This is a genomic window from Nocardiopsis sp. N85, assembly GCF_028882275.1.
GTDB lineage: Bacteria > Actinomycetota > Actinomycetes > Streptosporangiales > Streptosporangiaceae > Nocardiopsis > Nocardiopsis lambiniae.
Window position 1 is genome coordinate 26,738 of record NZ_JARBUT010000001.1, and the last position, 15,359, is coordinate 42,096.

19 protein-coding genes, 1 pseudogene and 1 riboswitch are annotated in these 15,359 nt (G+C 70.9%); of the genes and pseudogenes, 14 read left to right on the top strand and 6 right to left on the bottom strand.

Annotated features, from left to right (window positions below; genetic code table 11):
- Positions 1–12 precede the first annotated feature (12 nt).
- Positions 13–1,134 carry a CDP-alcohol phosphatidyltransferase family protein gene (locus tag PWG71_RS00120; RefSeq protein WP_274807370.1) on the top strand — a complete coding sequence of 374 codons (1,122 nt, stop codon included), beginning with the start codon at positions 13–15 and terminating at the stop codon, positions 1,132–1,134.
- 17 nt (positions 1,135–1,151) lie between these two features.
- Positions 1,152–1,550 (top strand): DUF3618 domain-containing protein, encoded by a 399-nt coding sequence (locus PWG71_RS00125; RefSeq protein ID WP_274808088.1) that lies wholly within the window; start codon positions 1,152–1,154, stop codon positions 1,548–1,550.
- A gap of 54 nt (positions 1,551–1,604) precedes the next feature.
- Here the strand turns inward: PWG71_RS00125 and PWG71_RS00130 are convergent, their stop codons facing one another.
- Entirely contained in the window at positions 1,605–2,843 is a 1,239-nt protein-coding gene (locus PWG71_RS00130) for an alanine racemase (RefSeq protein WP_274807371.1), read from the bottom strand.
- A gap of 210 nt (positions 2,844–3,053) precedes the next feature.
- On the opposite strand from PWG71_RS00130, the gene purU reads away from it, so the two are divergent.
- From purU to PWG71_RS00185, 11 genes and pseudogenes are all read left to right on the top strand, one after another.
- Positions 3,054–3,935 (top strand): formyltetrahydrofolate deformylase, encoded by an 882-nt coding sequence (gene purU, locus PWG71_RS00135; RefSeq protein ID WP_274807372.1) that lies wholly within the window; start codon positions 3,054–3,056, stop codon positions 3,933–3,935.
- A 281-nt stretch (positions 3,936–4,216) separates the two neighbouring features.
- Positions 4,217–4,438 (top strand): CsbD family protein, encoded by a 222-nt coding sequence (locus PWG71_RS00140; RefSeq protein ID WP_274807373.1) that lies wholly within the window; start codon positions 4,217–4,219, stop codon positions 4,436–4,438.
- A 61-nt stretch (positions 4,439–4,499) separates the two neighbouring features.
- Positions 4,500–4,973 (top strand): Asp23/Gls24 family envelope stress response protein, encoded by a 474-nt coding sequence (locus PWG71_RS00145; protein WP_274807374.1) that lies wholly within the window; start codon positions 4,500–4,502, stop codon positions 4,971–4,973.
- A gap of 2 nt (positions 4,974–4,975) precedes the next feature.
- Positions 4,976–5,293: a hypothetical protein gene (locus tag PWG71_RS00150; protein ID WP_274807375.1), complete on the top strand. Its 318-nt coding sequence runs from the start codon at positions 4,976–4,978 to the stop codon at positions 5,291–5,293.
- Positions 5,294–5,320: 27 nt separating this feature from the next.
- Complete coding sequence (locus PWG71_RS00155) at positions 5,321–5,494, top strand: hypothetical protein (RefSeq protein WP_274807376.1); 174 nt, start codon at positions 5,321–5,323, stop codon at positions 5,492–5,494.
- Between the two features lie 11 nt (positions 5,495–5,505).
- A complete protein-coding gene (locus PWG71_RS00160; RefSeq protein WP_274807377.1) occupies positions 5,506–5,874 on the top strand; it encodes an Asp23/Gls24 family envelope stress response protein in 369 nt (122 codons plus the stop codon).
- Between the two features lie 86 nt (positions 5,875–5,960).
- The gene (locus tag PWG71_RS00165) at positions 5,961–6,566 is read left to right on the top strand and encodes a DUF6286 domain-containing protein (protein ID WP_274807378.1); all 606 of its coding nucleotides are present in this window, start codon (positions 5,961–5,963) and stop codon (positions 6,564–6,566) included.
- A 2-nt stretch (positions 6,567–6,568) separates the two neighbouring features.
- Positions 6,569–7,159, top strand: coding sequence for an alkaline shock response membrane anchor protein AmaP (locus PWG71_RS00170; RefSeq protein WP_274807379.1), 591 nt, complete (start codon positions 6,569–6,571; stop codon positions 7,157–7,159).
- A gap of 275 nt (positions 7,160–7,434) precedes the next feature.
- A pseudogene (locus tag PWG71_RS28730) lies at positions 7,435–7,536 on the top strand (glyoxalase); the annotation flags it as partial.
- Between the two features lie 260 nt (positions 7,537–7,796).
- The gene (locus tag PWG71_RS00180) at positions 7,797–8,000 is read left to right on the top strand and encodes a hypothetical protein (protein WP_274807381.1); all 204 of its coding nucleotides are present in this window, start codon (positions 7,797–7,799) and stop codon (positions 7,998–8,000) included.
- Positions 8,001–8,405 carry a type II toxin-antitoxin system death-on-curing family toxin gene (locus tag PWG71_RS00185; protein ID WP_274807383.1) on the top strand — a complete coding sequence of 135 codons (405 nt, stop codon included), beginning with the start codon at positions 8,001–8,003 and terminating at the stop codon, positions 8,403–8,405. It abuts the gene before it with no gap.
- 13 nt (positions 8,406–8,418) lie between these two features.
- Here the strand turns inward: PWG71_RS00185 and PWG71_RS00190 are convergent, their stop codons facing one another.
- The 4 genes from PWG71_RS00190 to gcvT form a co-directional block, all read right to left on the bottom strand.
- A complete protein-coding gene (locus tag PWG71_RS00190) occupies positions 8,419–9,831 on the bottom strand; it encodes an L-serine ammonia-lyase (RefSeq protein ID WP_274807384.1) in 1,413 nt (470 codons plus the stop codon).
- Between the two features lie 83 nt (positions 9,832–9,914).
- Entirely contained in the window at positions 9,915–11,183 is a 1,269-nt protein-coding gene (locus PWG71_RS00195; protein WP_274807385.1) for a serine hydroxymethyltransferase, read from the bottom strand.
- A gap of 6 nt (positions 11,184–11,189) precedes the next feature.
- Positions 11,190–11,567, bottom strand: coding sequence for a glycine cleavage system protein GcvH (gene gcvH / locus PWG71_RS00200; protein ID WP_274807386.1), 378 nt, complete (start codon positions 11,565–11,567; stop codon positions 11,190–11,192).
- A gap of 155 nt (positions 11,568–11,722) precedes the next feature.
- A complete protein-coding gene (gene gcvT, locus PWG71_RS00205) occupies positions 11,723–12,838 on the bottom strand; it encodes a glycine cleavage system aminomethyltransferase GcvT (RefSeq protein WP_274807387.1) in 1,116 nt (371 codons plus the stop codon).
- A gap of 147 nt (positions 12,839–12,985) precedes the next feature.
- Positions 12,986–13,086, bottom strand: a riboswitch (glycine riboswitch).
- 141 nt (positions 13,087–13,227) lie between these two features.
- On the opposite strand from gcvT, the gene PWG71_RS00210 reads away from it, so the two are divergent.
- Positions 13,228–14,058, top strand: a complete 831-nt coding sequence (locus PWG71_RS00210) for a penicillin binding protein transpeptidase domain-containing protein (protein ID WP_274807388.1) — start codon at positions 13,228–13,230, stop codon at positions 14,056–14,058.
- 56 nt (positions 14,059–14,114) lie between these two features.
- Here the strand turns inward: PWG71_RS00210 and PWG71_RS00215 are convergent, their stop codons facing one another.
- Positions 14,115–15,173 (bottom strand): 3-deoxy-7-phosphoheptulonate synthase, encoded by a 1,059-nt coding sequence (locus PWG71_RS00215; RefSeq protein ID WP_274807389.1) that lies wholly within the window; start codon positions 15,171–15,173, stop codon positions 14,115–14,117.
- Between the last annotated feature and the right edge of the window lie 186 nt (positions 15,174–15,359).

A 15,359-nucleotide genomic window follows, 5' to 3' on the forward strand; every position in this document is an offset into this window, starting at 1 on the left:
GTCTCGGCACCGATGCCTGCATTCACGCTCGACGAGGTCAAGGCCCGTACGCTCAAGGAGCGCGACTCCTGGTGGACGGTCTATCTCGTGGACCCGATCGCGGTCCGTCTCGTGGGACCGGTCGCCAACCGGACGTCGATCACCCCGAACCAGTTGACGGTGGTGGCCCTCTTCCTGGGGTTGGGCGCGGCCGTGTGCTTCGCCCTGGGCTACCGGCAGTTCCTGCTGCTCGGCGCGGTGTTGTACTTCCTGTCCTTCCTGGTCGACTGCATGGACGGCAAGCTGGCCCGGCTGACCGGTACGGAGACGGTGTTCGGCGCCTGGGTGGACTACGTGTCCGACCGGTTCCGGGTGCTGGTCGCGGTGGTGGCCCTCATGGGCGGCCAGTACGTGGTGGCCGAGGAGGCCGACCCGGGCGCCGACCCGGTGTGGTTCGTGTGGTTGGCGCTGGCCGTGGTGTTCCTGGACATGCTGCGCTATCTCAACGCGCTCCAGGTGTACAAGGTGCGCCGGGAGATGCGTTCGCACCTGGCGGCCGCGTTGGAGCGGGCGCGGGCGACCCTGTCGATGCTCGGCCCGGAGGGGGACGACACCGCGGCGGCGACCGGTGCGGGTGGCCGGACCATGAGCGATGGCGGCGAGCAGGCGGTGCTGAGGCACGGCATCGCGGTCCTCGAAGGGATACTGCGCACCCAGACCGAACGGGAGAACCGCAACCGGCGCACGGCCGGCAAGCAGCCGGACCTGACCCTGCCCAAGGTGGACCTGCATCAGGAGTTCCGCACCCGCTTCCCCTGGTACCAGCGGTTCTGGTCGGCGCTCAACGCGCGCCGTGTGCGTACGCACCTGGTCGGCGGCATCGAGTTCCAGATGGCGGTCTTCGTGGTGGCGCCGGTGGCGGTGGCGGTGGCGGGGCTTCCGTCCCTTATCGGCTGGATCACCGCCGTGGCGGGTGTTTTGCTCCTCGCCTTCGAACTCGCCATCATCTATAAACTGTGGTTGTCCACGCGGGACTTCTTCCGCGTGGTCGACGGAATCGACGGCGCGCTGAGATTCTCCGGTCCGTCCGACGGCGCGGAGGACGAGGGTCGGGACACCGGCTCGGACACGGGATCTCATACGACTCTGCGTTAGTGAGAGAGGCAGCCCAGATGGCGGCAGGCGACACCGAACCGCGCCGGACTCCGGCCGATATCGAGGCCGAGATCAACCGCGAGCAGCGACGGCTCGCCGAGACCATCGACGAGTTGGTGGTGCAGGCCAAGCCCGCGAACATCGCACGGCGACAGATCAACCGGGTCAAGGAGAAGGGCGGACGGCTGGTCGACGAGGCCCGCGCCCTGGTCGTCGGTGGTGGCGCGGTACGGGTGGAGAGCCACCTCGTCGAGCCTCGGGAGGGCAGCATCCTCCTCAAGGGCGACGACGAGGTCGTGACCACCTACCAGTCCCGCGGACAGCTCCCCCCCGAAGCGATGATCCTCGCGGTGGGTGTGGGCGCGGTCATCGCGGTGGGCGTGGTGGCCCTGATCGTGCGCCGCAGGCGCGCATAGTCCCATGTCGAAGGGCCCGTGCTCGCGCACGGGCCCTTCGGTCGTGTCCGGGGGTCAGAGGAAGGTCCTGCCCTCACCCCGGTAGGTGGGGACGGCGCGTACGTAGGTGCCGGTGTCGGAGTCGATGAGGTGCAGGGTGTCGAAGCGTTCGCACAGTTCGCCCGCCTTGGTGTGACGCATCCACACCCGGTCGCCGATCTCCAGGGTGTCGGCGACGGCGCCCAGCAGTGGGGTCTGGACCTCGCCGGCGCCCTCCTTGGCGCTGTAGGCCAGGCCGGCGGGCAGGTGGGGGAGGGGCAGGCGGAGCGCGTCGGCGGGCCCCGAGGCGAGGTAGCCGCCGCCCAGGGCGGTGACCGCGCCGCGGGCGGGACGGCGCACGACGGGCAGCGCGAACAGCGCGGCCGGGCGGCCCTCGAACGACCGGTAGTGGTCGAACAGGTGGGGGTGGTAGAGCCCCGAGCCGGCGCCGAGTTCGGTGACGGCCTTCTCCCGGCCGGTGGTGTGCAGGCTGCCGGTGCCTCCGCCGTTGACGAAGCGCACCGGGGCGACCTCGCGCACGGCGCGCACGATGGCGGCCCGGCGTTTGGCGAGTTCGACGGCGGAGCGGTGCTGGACGGTGCGCAGCAGGCGACCGTAGAGGGGGCGGCCGGCGGGGGCGTCGCCGACTCCGGCGATCTGGGCCTCGTAGGCCATGATCCCGTCGAGTCGCAGTTCGGGGCGGCGGACGACGGCGCGGGCCAGGTCGGCGGCCTGGGCGGGGGTGCGCACGGGGGAGCGCAGGCTGCCCACGCGCATCCGGGGGCCGAAGGGCTGCCAGCTCGTGTCGATGTCCAGGCACACCCGGACGGGGGGCGCGTCGGAGGGGCGGGCCCCCTCGTGTTCGGCGGCGGTGACGGCCCGGGAGATCAGGTCGAGGTGGGCGGTGTCGTCCACCATGAGGGTGATGACGCGGGCCGCCGCGGGGTCGGCGGCCAGGCGGACCAGGGCGTCGAGGTCGGCGGTGGGGTAGGCGACGAGGATGTCGCGGCCGAGGGGACCGCCGGGGTCGTCCTGGGCGAGCCAGAGCGCCTCGGGCAGGGTGAAGGCCATGACGCCTTCGTAGCCGGGCGTTTCCAGCGCGGTGCGCAACAGTGCGCGGCAGCGCACGGACTTGCTGGCGACCCGGATGGGTCGGCCGTGCGCGCGGCGGGTGAGGGCGGCCGCGTTGGCGCGGAAGGCGGCCAGGTCGACCATGGCGAAGGGGGCTTGGAGTTCGCGCGTCGCGGCCTCGTACTTCTCACGCAGGCTTGTCATGACTCCGAGCATGCCAGAACATGAATACTTTTCATATTCCCTGGCCGGAATCGGATGATCGCCGACGGGTTCCCGGAACCCGCGGTGCGCACGGAACGGGTGTGAACTGCGACCGGTCTCGGTCGGAGCCGCCCACGACCGACACCCGGTGGATATCCTGGGACGTCACGGCCGCACGGCCGGTCCGACCCCAGAAACGGTTGTCTTCCCATGAGCGAGCGCGAGTACATCCTGACGCTGTCGTGCCCCGACAGCCGCGGCATCGTCGCGGCGGTGGCCAATCTGCTGTCCGACCACGGTTGCAACATCACCGAGAGCCAGCAGTACGGAGACCACTACACCGGCCGCTTCTTCCTGCGCATGCAGTTCGTGGCCGAGCAGGGCGGGCACGGGGTCGTCGGGGAGGACGCCCTGCGCGGTGCCTTCGCCGCGCTGGCCGGGGACTTCGGCCATGGCGACGCGTTCGTGGAGTGGACGCTCAGCGCGCGCGACGTGCGCCCGCGCATGCTCGTGATGGTGTCCAAGTTCGGACACTGCCTCAACGACCTGCTCTACCGTCACCGCAGCGGCCTGCTCGACATCGACATCGCCGCGGTCGTCTCCAACCACCCCGACCTGGAGTTCCTGGCCGACTCCTACGGGGTGGACTTCCACCACCTGCCGGTGACCCCGCAGAGCAAGGGGGAGCAGGAGGCCCGGCTGCTCGAACTGGTCGGCTCCTACGACGTGGACCTGGTGGTGCTGGCCCGCTACATGCAGGTGCTGTCCGAGAAGCTGTGCGCCAAGATGTCGGGCCGGATCATCAACATCCACCACTCCTTCCTGCCGAGCTTCAAGGGCGCCCGGCCCTACCACCAGGCGCACTCGCGGGGCGTGAAGCTCATCGGGGCCACCGCCCACTACGTCACCGCCGACCTCGACGAGGGGCCCATCATCGAGCAGGAGGTGTCCCGGGTCGACCACACGCACAGCCCCGAGCAGCTCACGGCGATCGGTCGGGACCTGGAGTCGGTGGCGCTGGCGCGCGCGGTCAACTGGCACGCGCAGCGTCGGGTCCTCCTCAACGGGGACAAGACCGTCGTCTTCGGGTGAGTCGACCCGCGTCGATTTTCGGACGAACCAGGGGCGCCTTCGGGCGCCCCTTCGTTTTCTGTCCGGGGCAGGGTTTTCGGAGCGGGCTTGGGGCAGGGATGGGGATGTCATTACCTATTCTGACCTGCAACACCTTACTCCAAGTGCCTTGTCGACTACTCACAGTGTGTATATGGTGTGAACTAGTTCGAAACCCGTTCGGTCGCTCAGCGGAGTGATCCACGGGTTTCGGTCCGTAATCCCCGGGGTGGGATCCCCCGGGCGGGGAGGCGTGTACGCACATGGGCAAGAACTTCGACGACGTCGCCGGCAAGGCCAAGGAGGCCTACGGCAAGGCGACCGGTGACCGCTCCGTCCAGGCCGAGGGCAAGATCGACCAGGCCAAGGCCGGCGCCAAGGACACCGCCGACAAGGCCAAGGACAAGGCCGAGGGGTTCAAGGAGAAGGCCGAAGAGGTCATCGAGAACGCCGGCGAGAAGATCAAGGACGTCTTCAAGCGCTGACGTCGCTCACACGACCGGAGCCCGGGACACGGGCTCATCTGCACACTGCGTAGGGGGACCAGTGTCGGACACCAGGACCGAGACCAGGGTGCCGGGGGCCCGTGAGGCGAACCGGACCGGGGACGCCTCGAACGAGGGCGGCCACACCCAGATCGCCGACGGGGTCGTCGCCAAGATCGCCGGCATGGCCGCGCGTGAGATCGGCGGCGTGTACGCGATGGGCGGCGGGGCGGCCCGTGCCATGGGCGTGGTGAGGGACGCCATGACCGGCGGCGGGGACGCCTCGTCGGCGGCGCGCGGAGTCTCCGTGGAGGTCGGTGAACGGCAGGCCGCCGTCGACATCGACCTCGTCGTGGAGTACGGGACCGCCATCCAGGACCTCGCCGCGGCCGTGCGCCGCAACGTCACCAACGCCATCGAGAGGATGGCCGGTCTCGAAGTCACCGAGATCAACATCAGGGTGGGCGACATCCACCTGCCCGATGACGACGACGGCCAAGACGCAGAGGCCGACTCCGGACCTCGGGTCCAGTAGTGATGAACGGCGTCGACGACCCCGGAACGATCGCCCGGCGGGTGGCCGAGGCGGCTCTGCTCTCACCGGACGTGGTGAGGCTGTCCAGCGGGGGCTTCGGGACGTTGTCCACCTCCGTGCCCGGGGGGCGGATCCGAGGGGTGGCGGTGCGCTCCGACACCGTCGAGGTCGGCGTCGTGGTCCACTTCGGGCGCCCGCTGCCGGAGATCGCGACCGAGCTCCGGCGAGGGCTCGCACCGCTGGCCGGCGGCCGCGTCGTCCACATCTCAGTGGAGGACGTGGTCGTCGGCGCCGCGGGCACCCGGCCGCATACGAGATGAGCGCTGGACACAAGGAAGGGGGAGGCCATGTGGCCCATAGTCGGACTGTCCTACGGGACGGTACTGGGGTTGGCCGGCGCGTTCGGCGGATTCACGGCGTTCGCACTCGTACTGGTCCTCGGCCTGGCCGGATTCGTCGGTGGCCGGGCGATGGAGGGTGACATCGACCTGAGCGAGATGTTCTCGCGCCGTTCGGCCTGAAAGGGGTGAGCGTGCCCGGAACACGCACCCAGGACGTTCCCCGACAACGGGAACGGTCGGAGGGCCCCGGGAGGCACGTCCGTTCCGAGGTCGCGCACGGCCCCGGGGGGCGCACGGACATCGCGAACGCGGTCATAGAGAAGACCGCCGCCCGGGCCGTGGGCGAGGTCGAGGGGGCCCGCGCGACGCGCGGGCGGTCGGTGCGCGCCCGCGTGAGCGGGGACATTGTCCTGCTGCGCCTGCGGATCGCCGTGGACTACCCCGAACCCGTCCGAAGGATCGCCGCGCTCGTCCGTTCCCGGGTCCGGGACCGGGTCGAGCACACCACTGGCAAACAGGTCCACCACATCGACATCGAGATCGCCGAAACGGTGCGCTGATCGCGCCGTTCCACCGCTCCACGACCACGGGTCGGGAAGGTCCGCCCTTTCCGACCCGGTCGGGGGCCGCCGCGCTAGGAGTTGTGATGACCACCGTGGAAGAGGTGCTCGGCCGTCCCGACCAGGGGGTCGACCGGGCGGCCAGAAGAGTGGCCGTCCACACGTTCCGGCCCCGTCGTTCATGGCCCGCGGTGATCACGGGGTTCGTGATCCTCGTCGTCGCCGTCGTCGCGGCCGCCGAGGTCATCGCGGCGTTGGCGGGCAGCCCGCTGGGGCTCTTCCCGGTCGACCGCGCGACCGGGTACGCGCAGACCACCACCTGGTCGCAGCCGTCCGTGCAGATCGCCTCGGCGCTGGTGGCCGTGATCGGGCTCGTCCTGATCGTCGCCGCTCTCGCCCCGGGACGCGGTCACTGGACGGCGCTGCGCACCGACGACCCCGCGCTGGTGGTGGGGATGACCCGCAGCGCGCTGCGCCGCGCGGTGACCGCCGCCGCCCACGACGTCAGCGGGGTCGACCACGTCGGGGTGCACGTGCGCGGCAGCCGCATCCGGGTGCACGTGCGCACCGGGCTGCGGGAGTCGCCGGGGCTGCCGGCGGAGGTGACCGCCGCCGTGGAACGGCGGCTGGAGGAATTGGCGCCCCTGCGAAGCATGCGGATCGCCACCCACGTCCGTTACGCGGAGGGATGACCATGGCACGGGACAGGGCGCGCCGATCGGCCCGGGGCAACCGGCAGGGACTGCTGCTGGTGGGGATCGTGCTGTTGGCCGGAGGCGCCGTGGCGTTCGCCGCCGGACGGGGACTGTTCGGGTCGCGGGTGGCGGAGGGGAGCCTGCTCGACGACGCGGCCATGGCGGTCCTGGGGAGTCCGTGGGCTCCTTACGCGGCGGTGGCGGTCGCCTTCGTGGTCGCGTTCCTGGCACTGCGCTGGCTGATGGTGCAGGGCCTCAACGACACGGTCGGCCGGCTGGTCCTGGAACGGGGCGAGGAGGGGCGCGTCGAGATGTCCGAGAGCGTGGCGCGCGGAGCCCTGGAGCAGGAGGTCGCCGACTACCCCGGGGTGCGCCGGGCGCGGGCCCGCCTCACCGAGTCGGCCGACGAGCCGCACCTGCGTCTGTCCCTGACCCTGGAGGACGACGCCGACGTCACCGGGGTGTGGCGCCGGGTGCGCTCCGATGCGCTGGCCAACCTGCGCCGCTCCCTGGAGCTGGAACGGATCCCGGCGGTGGTGCGGATGTCCATGACCGCACCGGCCAAGAACCCCCGGCGCAGTCTCGCCTGACCTGACCTGACCTGACTTGACCTGCGCCCGCCCTCCCCGAGGGCGGGGCGGGCACGGGTCAGGGGTCAGGGGTCACCGATCCCGCCGGTCCGAGGCGCATCGCCCGCGAGGACCGGGGTGCGGGTCGTCGGTCCCGTCCCGGGGCGCCGCGCCGGGTCGGAGTGCTCGGCGGGCCTTGAGGGGACGGGGGGACGGAGGTCCGTGCTTCCGTGGGATCGCCGGGGTCGGGGCGGGTCGTACCGGGGAACGTCGGGGGCGTTCGTTACCTTCGTCACATGACGAAACAGCTGATCGTGAACCTCCCCGTGGCCTCCCTGGAGGCCTCCCGCGCCTTCTTCGGCGGGCTCGGGTTCGAGTTCGACCCGGACTTCTCCGACGAGAACGGCACCTCGATGCTCGTCAACGGGGACGCCTTCGTGCTGCTGCTCGCCAGGCCCTTCTTCGCCGGATTCTCACCCGGCGGGGTGGCCGACCCCGCCGGGGGCGCGGAGACGATTTGTACTTGTCGTGCATGTCGCGGCCGGTGTCCCTCATGGTCTTGATGACCTTGTCCAGCGATACGGATCCACAACGTCTCCCGGCGTTTGGGCATCCTCGGGTATCCTGGCGGCGGGTCGTACCTTGAAAGGGGGCGAGCATGTCGGTACTCGGTATCGAGTTCACGGAGGCGGAGGCGGAGCAGATCCGTCAGACCGCCGCCGCTGAGAAGCGGCCACCGCAGGAACTGGTCCAGGAGATGCGGGAGAGCATGCTCGCCGAGATCCGCCGCCGTCGTTTCCTGGCAGCGGCACGGCGCGTCACCACCCTCTCCGCCGAACTCAACGAGAGGCTCGCCAAGTAGGTGGAGGACGTCTTCTACCTGGACTCGGCGATGGTCACCGACATCACCACCATGGCTCTGGCCCAGGAGCAGCAGGGCGCTGCCGTGGTCCGTGACCACGGGCTTCTGGAGAGCGCCGTCCACCGCCCGAAGGGGTCTTCGTTCGGGGACGAGCACTATCCGGACATCTTCGAGAAGGCCGCCGCGTTGATGCACTCCCTGGCCAGGAACCACGTGTTCCTGGACGGCAACAAGCGAGCCGCGTGGAACTCCACGGCCGTCTTCCTCGAAGTGAACGGAAAGCCCCTGGCGGACCCTGTCGACGTGGACCGCGCCGAGCGCTTCGTCCTCGACGTCGCCACGGGAGGGCTCGACGACATCGAGGACATCGCGGCGGCTCTGCGCACGTTCCACGCGGCGTCCTGAACCGCCGGGTGCGTCAGCACTCGATGACGTTGACGGCGAGGCCGCCGCGCGAGGTCTCCTTGTACTTGTCGTGCATGTCGCGGCCGGTGTCCCTCATGGTCTTGATGACCTTGTCCAGCGACACGAAGTGGCTGCCGTCGCCGCGCAGGGCGATGCGGGCCGCGCTGATGGCCTTGACCGACGCCAGGGCGTTGCGCTCGATGCACGGCACCTGCACCAGACCGCCGATGGGGTCGCAGGTCAGCCCCAGGTTGTGCTCCATGGCGATCTCCGCGGCGTTCTCCACCTGGGCCGGGGTGCCGCCCAGCACCTCCGCCAGACCGGCCGCCGCCATGGACGACGCCGAGCCGACCTCGCCCTGACAGCCCACCTCGGCGCCGGAGATCGACGCGTTCTGCTTGAACAGGATGCCGATCGCCGCCGCGGTCAGCAGGAAGCGGACCACGCCCTCGTCCCCCGCGCCCGGACTGAAGTGCGTGTAGTAGTGCAGCACCGACGGGACGATCCCGGCCGCGCCGTTGGTGGGTGCGGTCACCACCCGGCCGCCCGCGGCGTTCTCCTCGTTGACCGCCAGCGCGTAGAGGGTGATCCAGTCGCTGCCGCGCATCGGGTCCGGGTCGGCGGTGGTCGGGGCGAGCAGCCCCGAGGCGTCGCAGTTCCCGCCGAGCTGCCGGTACAGCCGGTGTGCCCGGCGCGGTACCCGAAGGCCGCCGGGCAGCGTGCCCTCGGTCGTCACCCCGCGCCGCACGCACTGGCGCATGACCGACCAGATCTCCAGGAGTTCGTCGGTGATCTGCGCGTTCGTGCGGCCGAAGGCGCGTTCGTTGGCGAGCATGATCGCGCTGATCGACATGCCCGTCTCCGCGCACAGCCCCAGGAGCTCCTCGGCGCTGTCGAACGGGTGCGGGAGCACGGTGTCGTCGGGTTTGATCCGGTCGGAACCGGCGGCCCGTTCGTCCACGACGAACCCGCCGCCCACGGAGTAGTACACCTTGGTGGCCAGGTCGGCGCCGGTGGAGTCCCGGGCGATGAACCGCATCCCGTTGGGGTGGTCGGGCAGGCTCTCCTTGCGGCGGAAGTCCACGTCCACGGCCGGGTCGAAGCCCACTCGGGGCCCGTCCGGGCCGCCCAGGGCCATGGAGCGTTCCCCGCGGACCCTCTCGACGAGCGCGGGCACCGCCTCCACGTCCACCCCCTCGGGGGTGTGGCCGAGCAGGCCGAGGATCACGGCGGTGTCGCTGCCGTGGCCCTTGCCGGTCAGGGCGAGCGATCCGTACAGTTCCGCGCGCACGTGCGCCACGTCGCCCAGGAGTCCGTCCTCGCGCAGTCGGGTGACGAACGTGCGCGCGGCCTTCATCGGGCCGACGGTGTGCGAACTGGACGGTCCGATACCGATCTTGAACAGGTCGAACACGCTGATGGCCAAGGGTCTGTCCTCCTCGTTGAGCACAGGGACCGTACCTGCCGGACGAACGCCGTGCGGGGCCGGCGGCCCCGCACGGCGGGGCCCTACAGGTTGGGGTAGAGCGGGTACTTCTCGGTCAGCGCCCGCACCCGGGCGCGCAGCGACGCGGCGTCGAACTCCGGCTTGAGCGCCTCGGCGATGACGTCGGCGACCTCGGCGAAGTCCTCGTCACCGAAACCGCGCGTGGCCAGCGCCGGGGTGCCGATCCGCAGACCCGAGGTGACCATCGGCGGTCGCGGGTCGTTGGGCACCGCGTTGCGGTTGACCGTGATGCCGATGGAGTGCAGCCGGTCCTCGGCCTCCTGGCCGTTGAGCTCGGAGTTCACCAGGTCCACCAGCACCAGGTGCACATCCGTCCCCCCGGAGGCCACCTTGACGCCGACCTCGGCGGCGTCCGGGCGGGTCAGACGCTCGGCGAGCAGCCTGGCGCCGGACACGGTGCGACGCTGACGGTCGGCGAACTCCTCGCCCGCCGCCACCTTCAGCGCCACGGCCTTGGCCGCGATCACGTGCTCCAGCGGGCCGCCCTGCATGCCGGGGAACACCGCGGAGTTGATCTTCTTGGCCAGCTCGGCCTTGGTGAGGATCAGACCGCCGCGCGGACCGCCCAGGGTCTTGTGCGTGGTGGTGGTGACCACGTCGGCGAACGGCACCGGGTTGGGGTGCAGGCCCGCGGCGACCAGACCGGCGAAGTGCGCCATGTCGACCATGAGCAGCGCCCCGATGGAGTCGGCGATCTCCCGGAACCGGGCGAAGTCCAACCGGCGCGGGTACGCCGACCAGCCGGCGATGATCATCTTCGGCTGGTGCTCCTTGGCCAGGGCGGCGACCTCGTCGTAGTCGACGGTGCCGTCCTCGTCGCGCACGTGGTAGGCCACGGCGTTGAGGACCTTGCCGGAGTAGTTGATCCGCATCCCGTGGGTCAGGTGGCCGCCGTGGGCCAGGTCCAGACCGAGGATGGTGTCGCCCGGCTTGAGCAGGGCGAAGTACACGGCCGTGTTGGCCTGGGCGCCCGAGTGCGGCTGCACGTTGGCGTGCTCGGCGCCGAACAGGTCCTTGGCCCGGTCGATGGCGAGCTGCTCGATCACGTCGACGTGCTCGCAGCCGCCGTAGTAGCGGCGGCCCGGGTAGCCCTCGGCGTACTTGTTGGTCAGGACGGTGCCCTGCGCTTCGAGGACGGCCTGCGGAGCGAAGTTCTCCGAGGCGATCATCTCAAGGGTGTCGCGCTGGCGGGCCAGTTCCGCGTCGACCGCGGCCGATACTTCCGGGTCGAGTTCGCTCAGGCTCTTGTTGAGCGTGTTGTCGGTGGCCATCGGGGGTCAGTCCTCGCCTTCGGTCAGCTTGGTGTACTCCTCCGCGGACAGCAGGGCGGCGGGTTCCCCGGACAGGCGCACCTTGAACAGCCACGCGCCGTAGGGGTCGGAGTTGATGGACTCGGGCTCGCCCTCCAGGTCCGCGTTGACCTCGACGACCTCGCCATCGACGGGGGAGTAGACGTCGCTGACGGACTTGGTGGACTCCACCTCGCCGCAGGTCTGGCCCGCGCTCACCGCGGTCCCCGTGGCGGGGGCCTCGACGTAGACGATGTCGCCGAGGGACTCGGCGGCGAACGCCGTGATGCCGACCGTGGCGACCCCGTCCTCGATCGAGACCCACTCGTGTTCGGCGGTGTAACCCAGCTCCGTGGGAACGCTCACTTCAACTCTCCTTGGAGGTTCTCTTCATTCCTGCCGCGCCGCCGGATGACGGCCGCCCGGCCCGGCCTACGCCTGATCGCGCTCCGCCCGTGCCGACCCCGGTCCGGGGTTCCGCCGTGCGAGGCGCCGAGGTCCCGTTGGTGCGGGACCCACGTCTACGCCTGCCGCTGGTAGAACGGCAGCTCGACCACGTCGACGTCCTCGCCCCGACCGCGCACGTCCACGGTGAACGCTCCGGTCGTGGTGTCGAGTTCGCCGTCCACGTAGGCCATGGCGATGGGGCGGCCCAGGGTGGGAGAGGGCGCGCCACTGGTGATGGAGCCGACGACCGCGCCGTCGCGCAGGACGTCCTGGCCTCGGCGCAGCGGACGGCGTCCGCGCGCTACGAGACCGATGAGGCGGCGGGGGCGCGCGGTGCGGGCGGCCTCCTCCAAGGCGGCCCGGCCGACGAAGTCGCCCTCCTTGTCGAACTTGACCACGCGGCCGAGCCCGGCGTCGAAGGGGGTGAGGTCGGAGGTGAGCTCCTGCCCGTACAGCGGCATGCCCGCCTCCAACCGCAGGGTGTCGCGGGCGGACAGCCCGGCGGGGACCAGGCCCTTGTCGGCGCCGGCGGCCGCGAGGGCCTCCCACACCTCGACGGCGCGGTCGGCGGGCCGGACGAAGATCTCGAAGCCGTCCTCGCCGGTGTAACCGGTGCGGGCCAGCAGGGCGGGCACTCCGGCGACGGTGTGCTCGTACCCGGCGTAGTAGCGGATCGAGTCCAGGTCGGCGTCGGTGAGCGGCGCGAGGATCTCCACGGCGCGCGGGCCCTGGACGGCGATGAGCGAGTACTCGGCGGACTCGTCGGTGACCTTCACGTCGAACCCGGCGGCGCGTTCGAGGAGGGCCTCGGCGACGACGTCGGCGTTGGCGGCGTTGGCCACGACGAGGTACTCCTCCTCGTCGAGCCGGTAGACGATGAGGTCGTCCATGACGCCGCCGTCGGCGTTGGTGATCATCGTGTACCGGGCCTTGCCCGGCTTGACCTGCGACAGGTGTCCGACCAGGGCGTGGTCCAGGGCTCGGGCGGCGTCCGGGCCCGTGAGTCGGATCTCGCCCATGTGAGAGAGGTCGAAGAGGCCCGCGGCCTCGCGGACGGCCTTGTGCTCGGCGGTCTCGCTGTCATAGCGCAGGGGCATGAGCCAACCGGCGAAGTCGACGAGCGCGGCACCGGCCTTCTCGTGGATCGCGCGCAGCGCGGTCGGCCGCGGCGCGGAGGTGGGCTCTGACATGGGCACTCCCGAGAGGATGGGCGTCGTGTCGTGCATAGGCGTTGCCATCCTCCCCCTCTGTCATCTGTGCCTGAGAGCTTCACCACGCGCTCGGCGTGGCTTGCACCTTCGGCGAGGGACGTGTGGGTCCCTGCTTTCCAGAGTGGTCTCGCCCGTACGGTCCACTGTGCCTGAGAGGTTGTTTCGGGGAGGGATTGCTCCTTCGGCGGCCCGAGCCGGATGCGCGGGCACTCTCCCGTACGGGGTCAGCAACACGTTCAGCCTAGCAGCGGCCGTCGCCGCCGCCCAAGGGTGGCACCGCCGGGACCGGACCGGGCGAATCCCGGGCGGAAGGGGCGGGAAAGGGACTACGGTGTGCCCTGTAATGGGACGCGCACCGAGGGGGACGAGTGCTGTTCGACACGCGGAGAACGAGACGGATCGGATGCGCGTCGGTGGTCGGCGCGACGGTCGTGACGCTGCTGGGGTGCTCCGCTCCCCGGGAGGAGGACCCCCCGGACTCCGGGGAGGGGAGGGCCGCCGTCGTCGGCGGCGATGTGGCCGCCTCGGAGCGGGCGGACCTGGTCGACGTGTTCGCGGCCGCCGAGGTGACGGGCACGTTCGTGCTCTATGACACACAGGAACGTCGTTCGGTGCTGGTGGAACCGGAGCGGGCGCGCGAACGCGCCGTTCCGGGGGACACCTTCGACCTGGTGATCGCGCTGACGGCGTTGCAGACGGGCGCGATCGCCGACGCCGGGGAGGTGGTGGACGCCGGGGGTTCGGCCCCCCGGGACGCGGTCGACCGGGTGGGGCACGGCCCGATGGCCACGTGGGTGGACCGTTTCGAGTACGGCGGTCGCGACATCGGCGCGGACGAGGACGCGGAGACGTTCTGGTCGCGGGGCCCGCTCGGGATCTCCGCCGTGGAGCAGACGGAGTTCCTGGCCGGGTTGGCCCGGGGGGAGCTGCCGGTGGACGCGGAGCACCAGAGCGCGCTGCGCGAGGAGGTCCTCGTGGAGCGGGGCCGGGGGTACGCGCTGTACGGCCGCTCGTCCTGTGACGACGGCACCGACGCGCCGGGATGGTGGGTCGGCTGGGTGACGGGCGATGCGGGCGTGCACACGTTCGCGTTGCGTCTGGAGGCGGACGAGGGGTTCGAACCCGACTCGTGCGAGACCCTGGGGCGCGGGCTGCTGACGGCCCTGGAGGTCCTCCCGGAGGGCGCCGGACCCCGCTGAGCCGCGAGCGCCCCGCCCCCGGTCGAGGGGACGGGGCGCTCGCGCGTGCCGTGGGTTCAGAGGGTCTTGCGGCGCGTGCGGACCGCTTCGGCGAGGGTGGACAGCACCTCGGTGGTGGTGTCCCAGCCCATGCACTTGTCGGTGATGGACTGCCCGTAGACGAGCGCGGTCGGGTCGCCCAGCTTCTGGGCGCCGGGGACGATGAAGCTCTCCAGCATGACCCCGATGACGCCGCGCTGGCCGTCGGCGACCTGGGCGGCGATCTCGGCGGCCACACCCGCCTGGCGCACGTGGTCCTTGCCGCTGTTGGCGTGGCTGGCGTCGATCATCAGTCGGCGGGGCAGCCCCGCCTTGCCGATGACGTCGAGGGCGGAGGCCACCGAGGCGGCGTCGTGGTTGGGGCCGGTGCGGCCGCCGCGCAGGATCACGTGGCAGTCGGGGTTGCCCTCGGTGACGACCACCGAACCGGCGCCTGCCGTGTCCACACCGAAGAAGGTGTGGGAGGCGGCGGCCGCGCCCACCGCGTCCACGGCCACCTGCACGTCGCCGTCGGTGCCGTTCTTGAAGCCCACCGGGGTGCTCAGGCCGCTGCTCAGCTGGCGGTGCACCTGGCTCTCGGTGGTGCGGGCGCCGATCGCGCCCCAGGAGACGGCGTCGGCGATGTACTGCGGGGTGATGGGGTCGAGGAACTCGGTGCCCGCGGGCAGCCCCAGGGAGTTGATGTCCAGCAGGAGTTCGCGGGCCAGGCGCAGACCGCGGTGGACGTCGTAGGTGTCGTTGAGGTCGGGGTCGTTGATGAGACCCTTCCACCCGACGGTGGTGCGCGGCTTCTCGAAGTAGACGCGCATGACCACGCACAGTTCCTCGCTCAGCGAGGGGGCCAGTTCGGCCAGCCGGTGGGCGTAGTCCATGGCCGATTCCCGGTCGTGCACCGAGCAGGGGCCGACGACGACCAGCAGGCGGTCGTCCTCGCCGTCCAGGACCCGCTTGACCTCGGCGCGGGAACGCTCGACCAGGGCGGTGCGCTCCGGGCCCAAGGGCAGTTCCGAGAGCAGGTCCCCGGGAGCGATGAGCGGCTTGTAGTCGACCACCCGTGTGTCGTTGGTGCTGGGCATGCTGCTCCCCTTGTCCTGTGCTCTCGTGTGCGCTGCCGCCACTGTGCACACTAGCGCGACCGCGGAGGTGCGGCGCGGTTACACCGGTATTTCGGACGAGGGTCACATGACGGCCCGCGGTGCCGCGGACAATGGAGAAAAACGCGTCTCGCGATTCGAGACGGAAATTCACCCGCGGTGACGTGC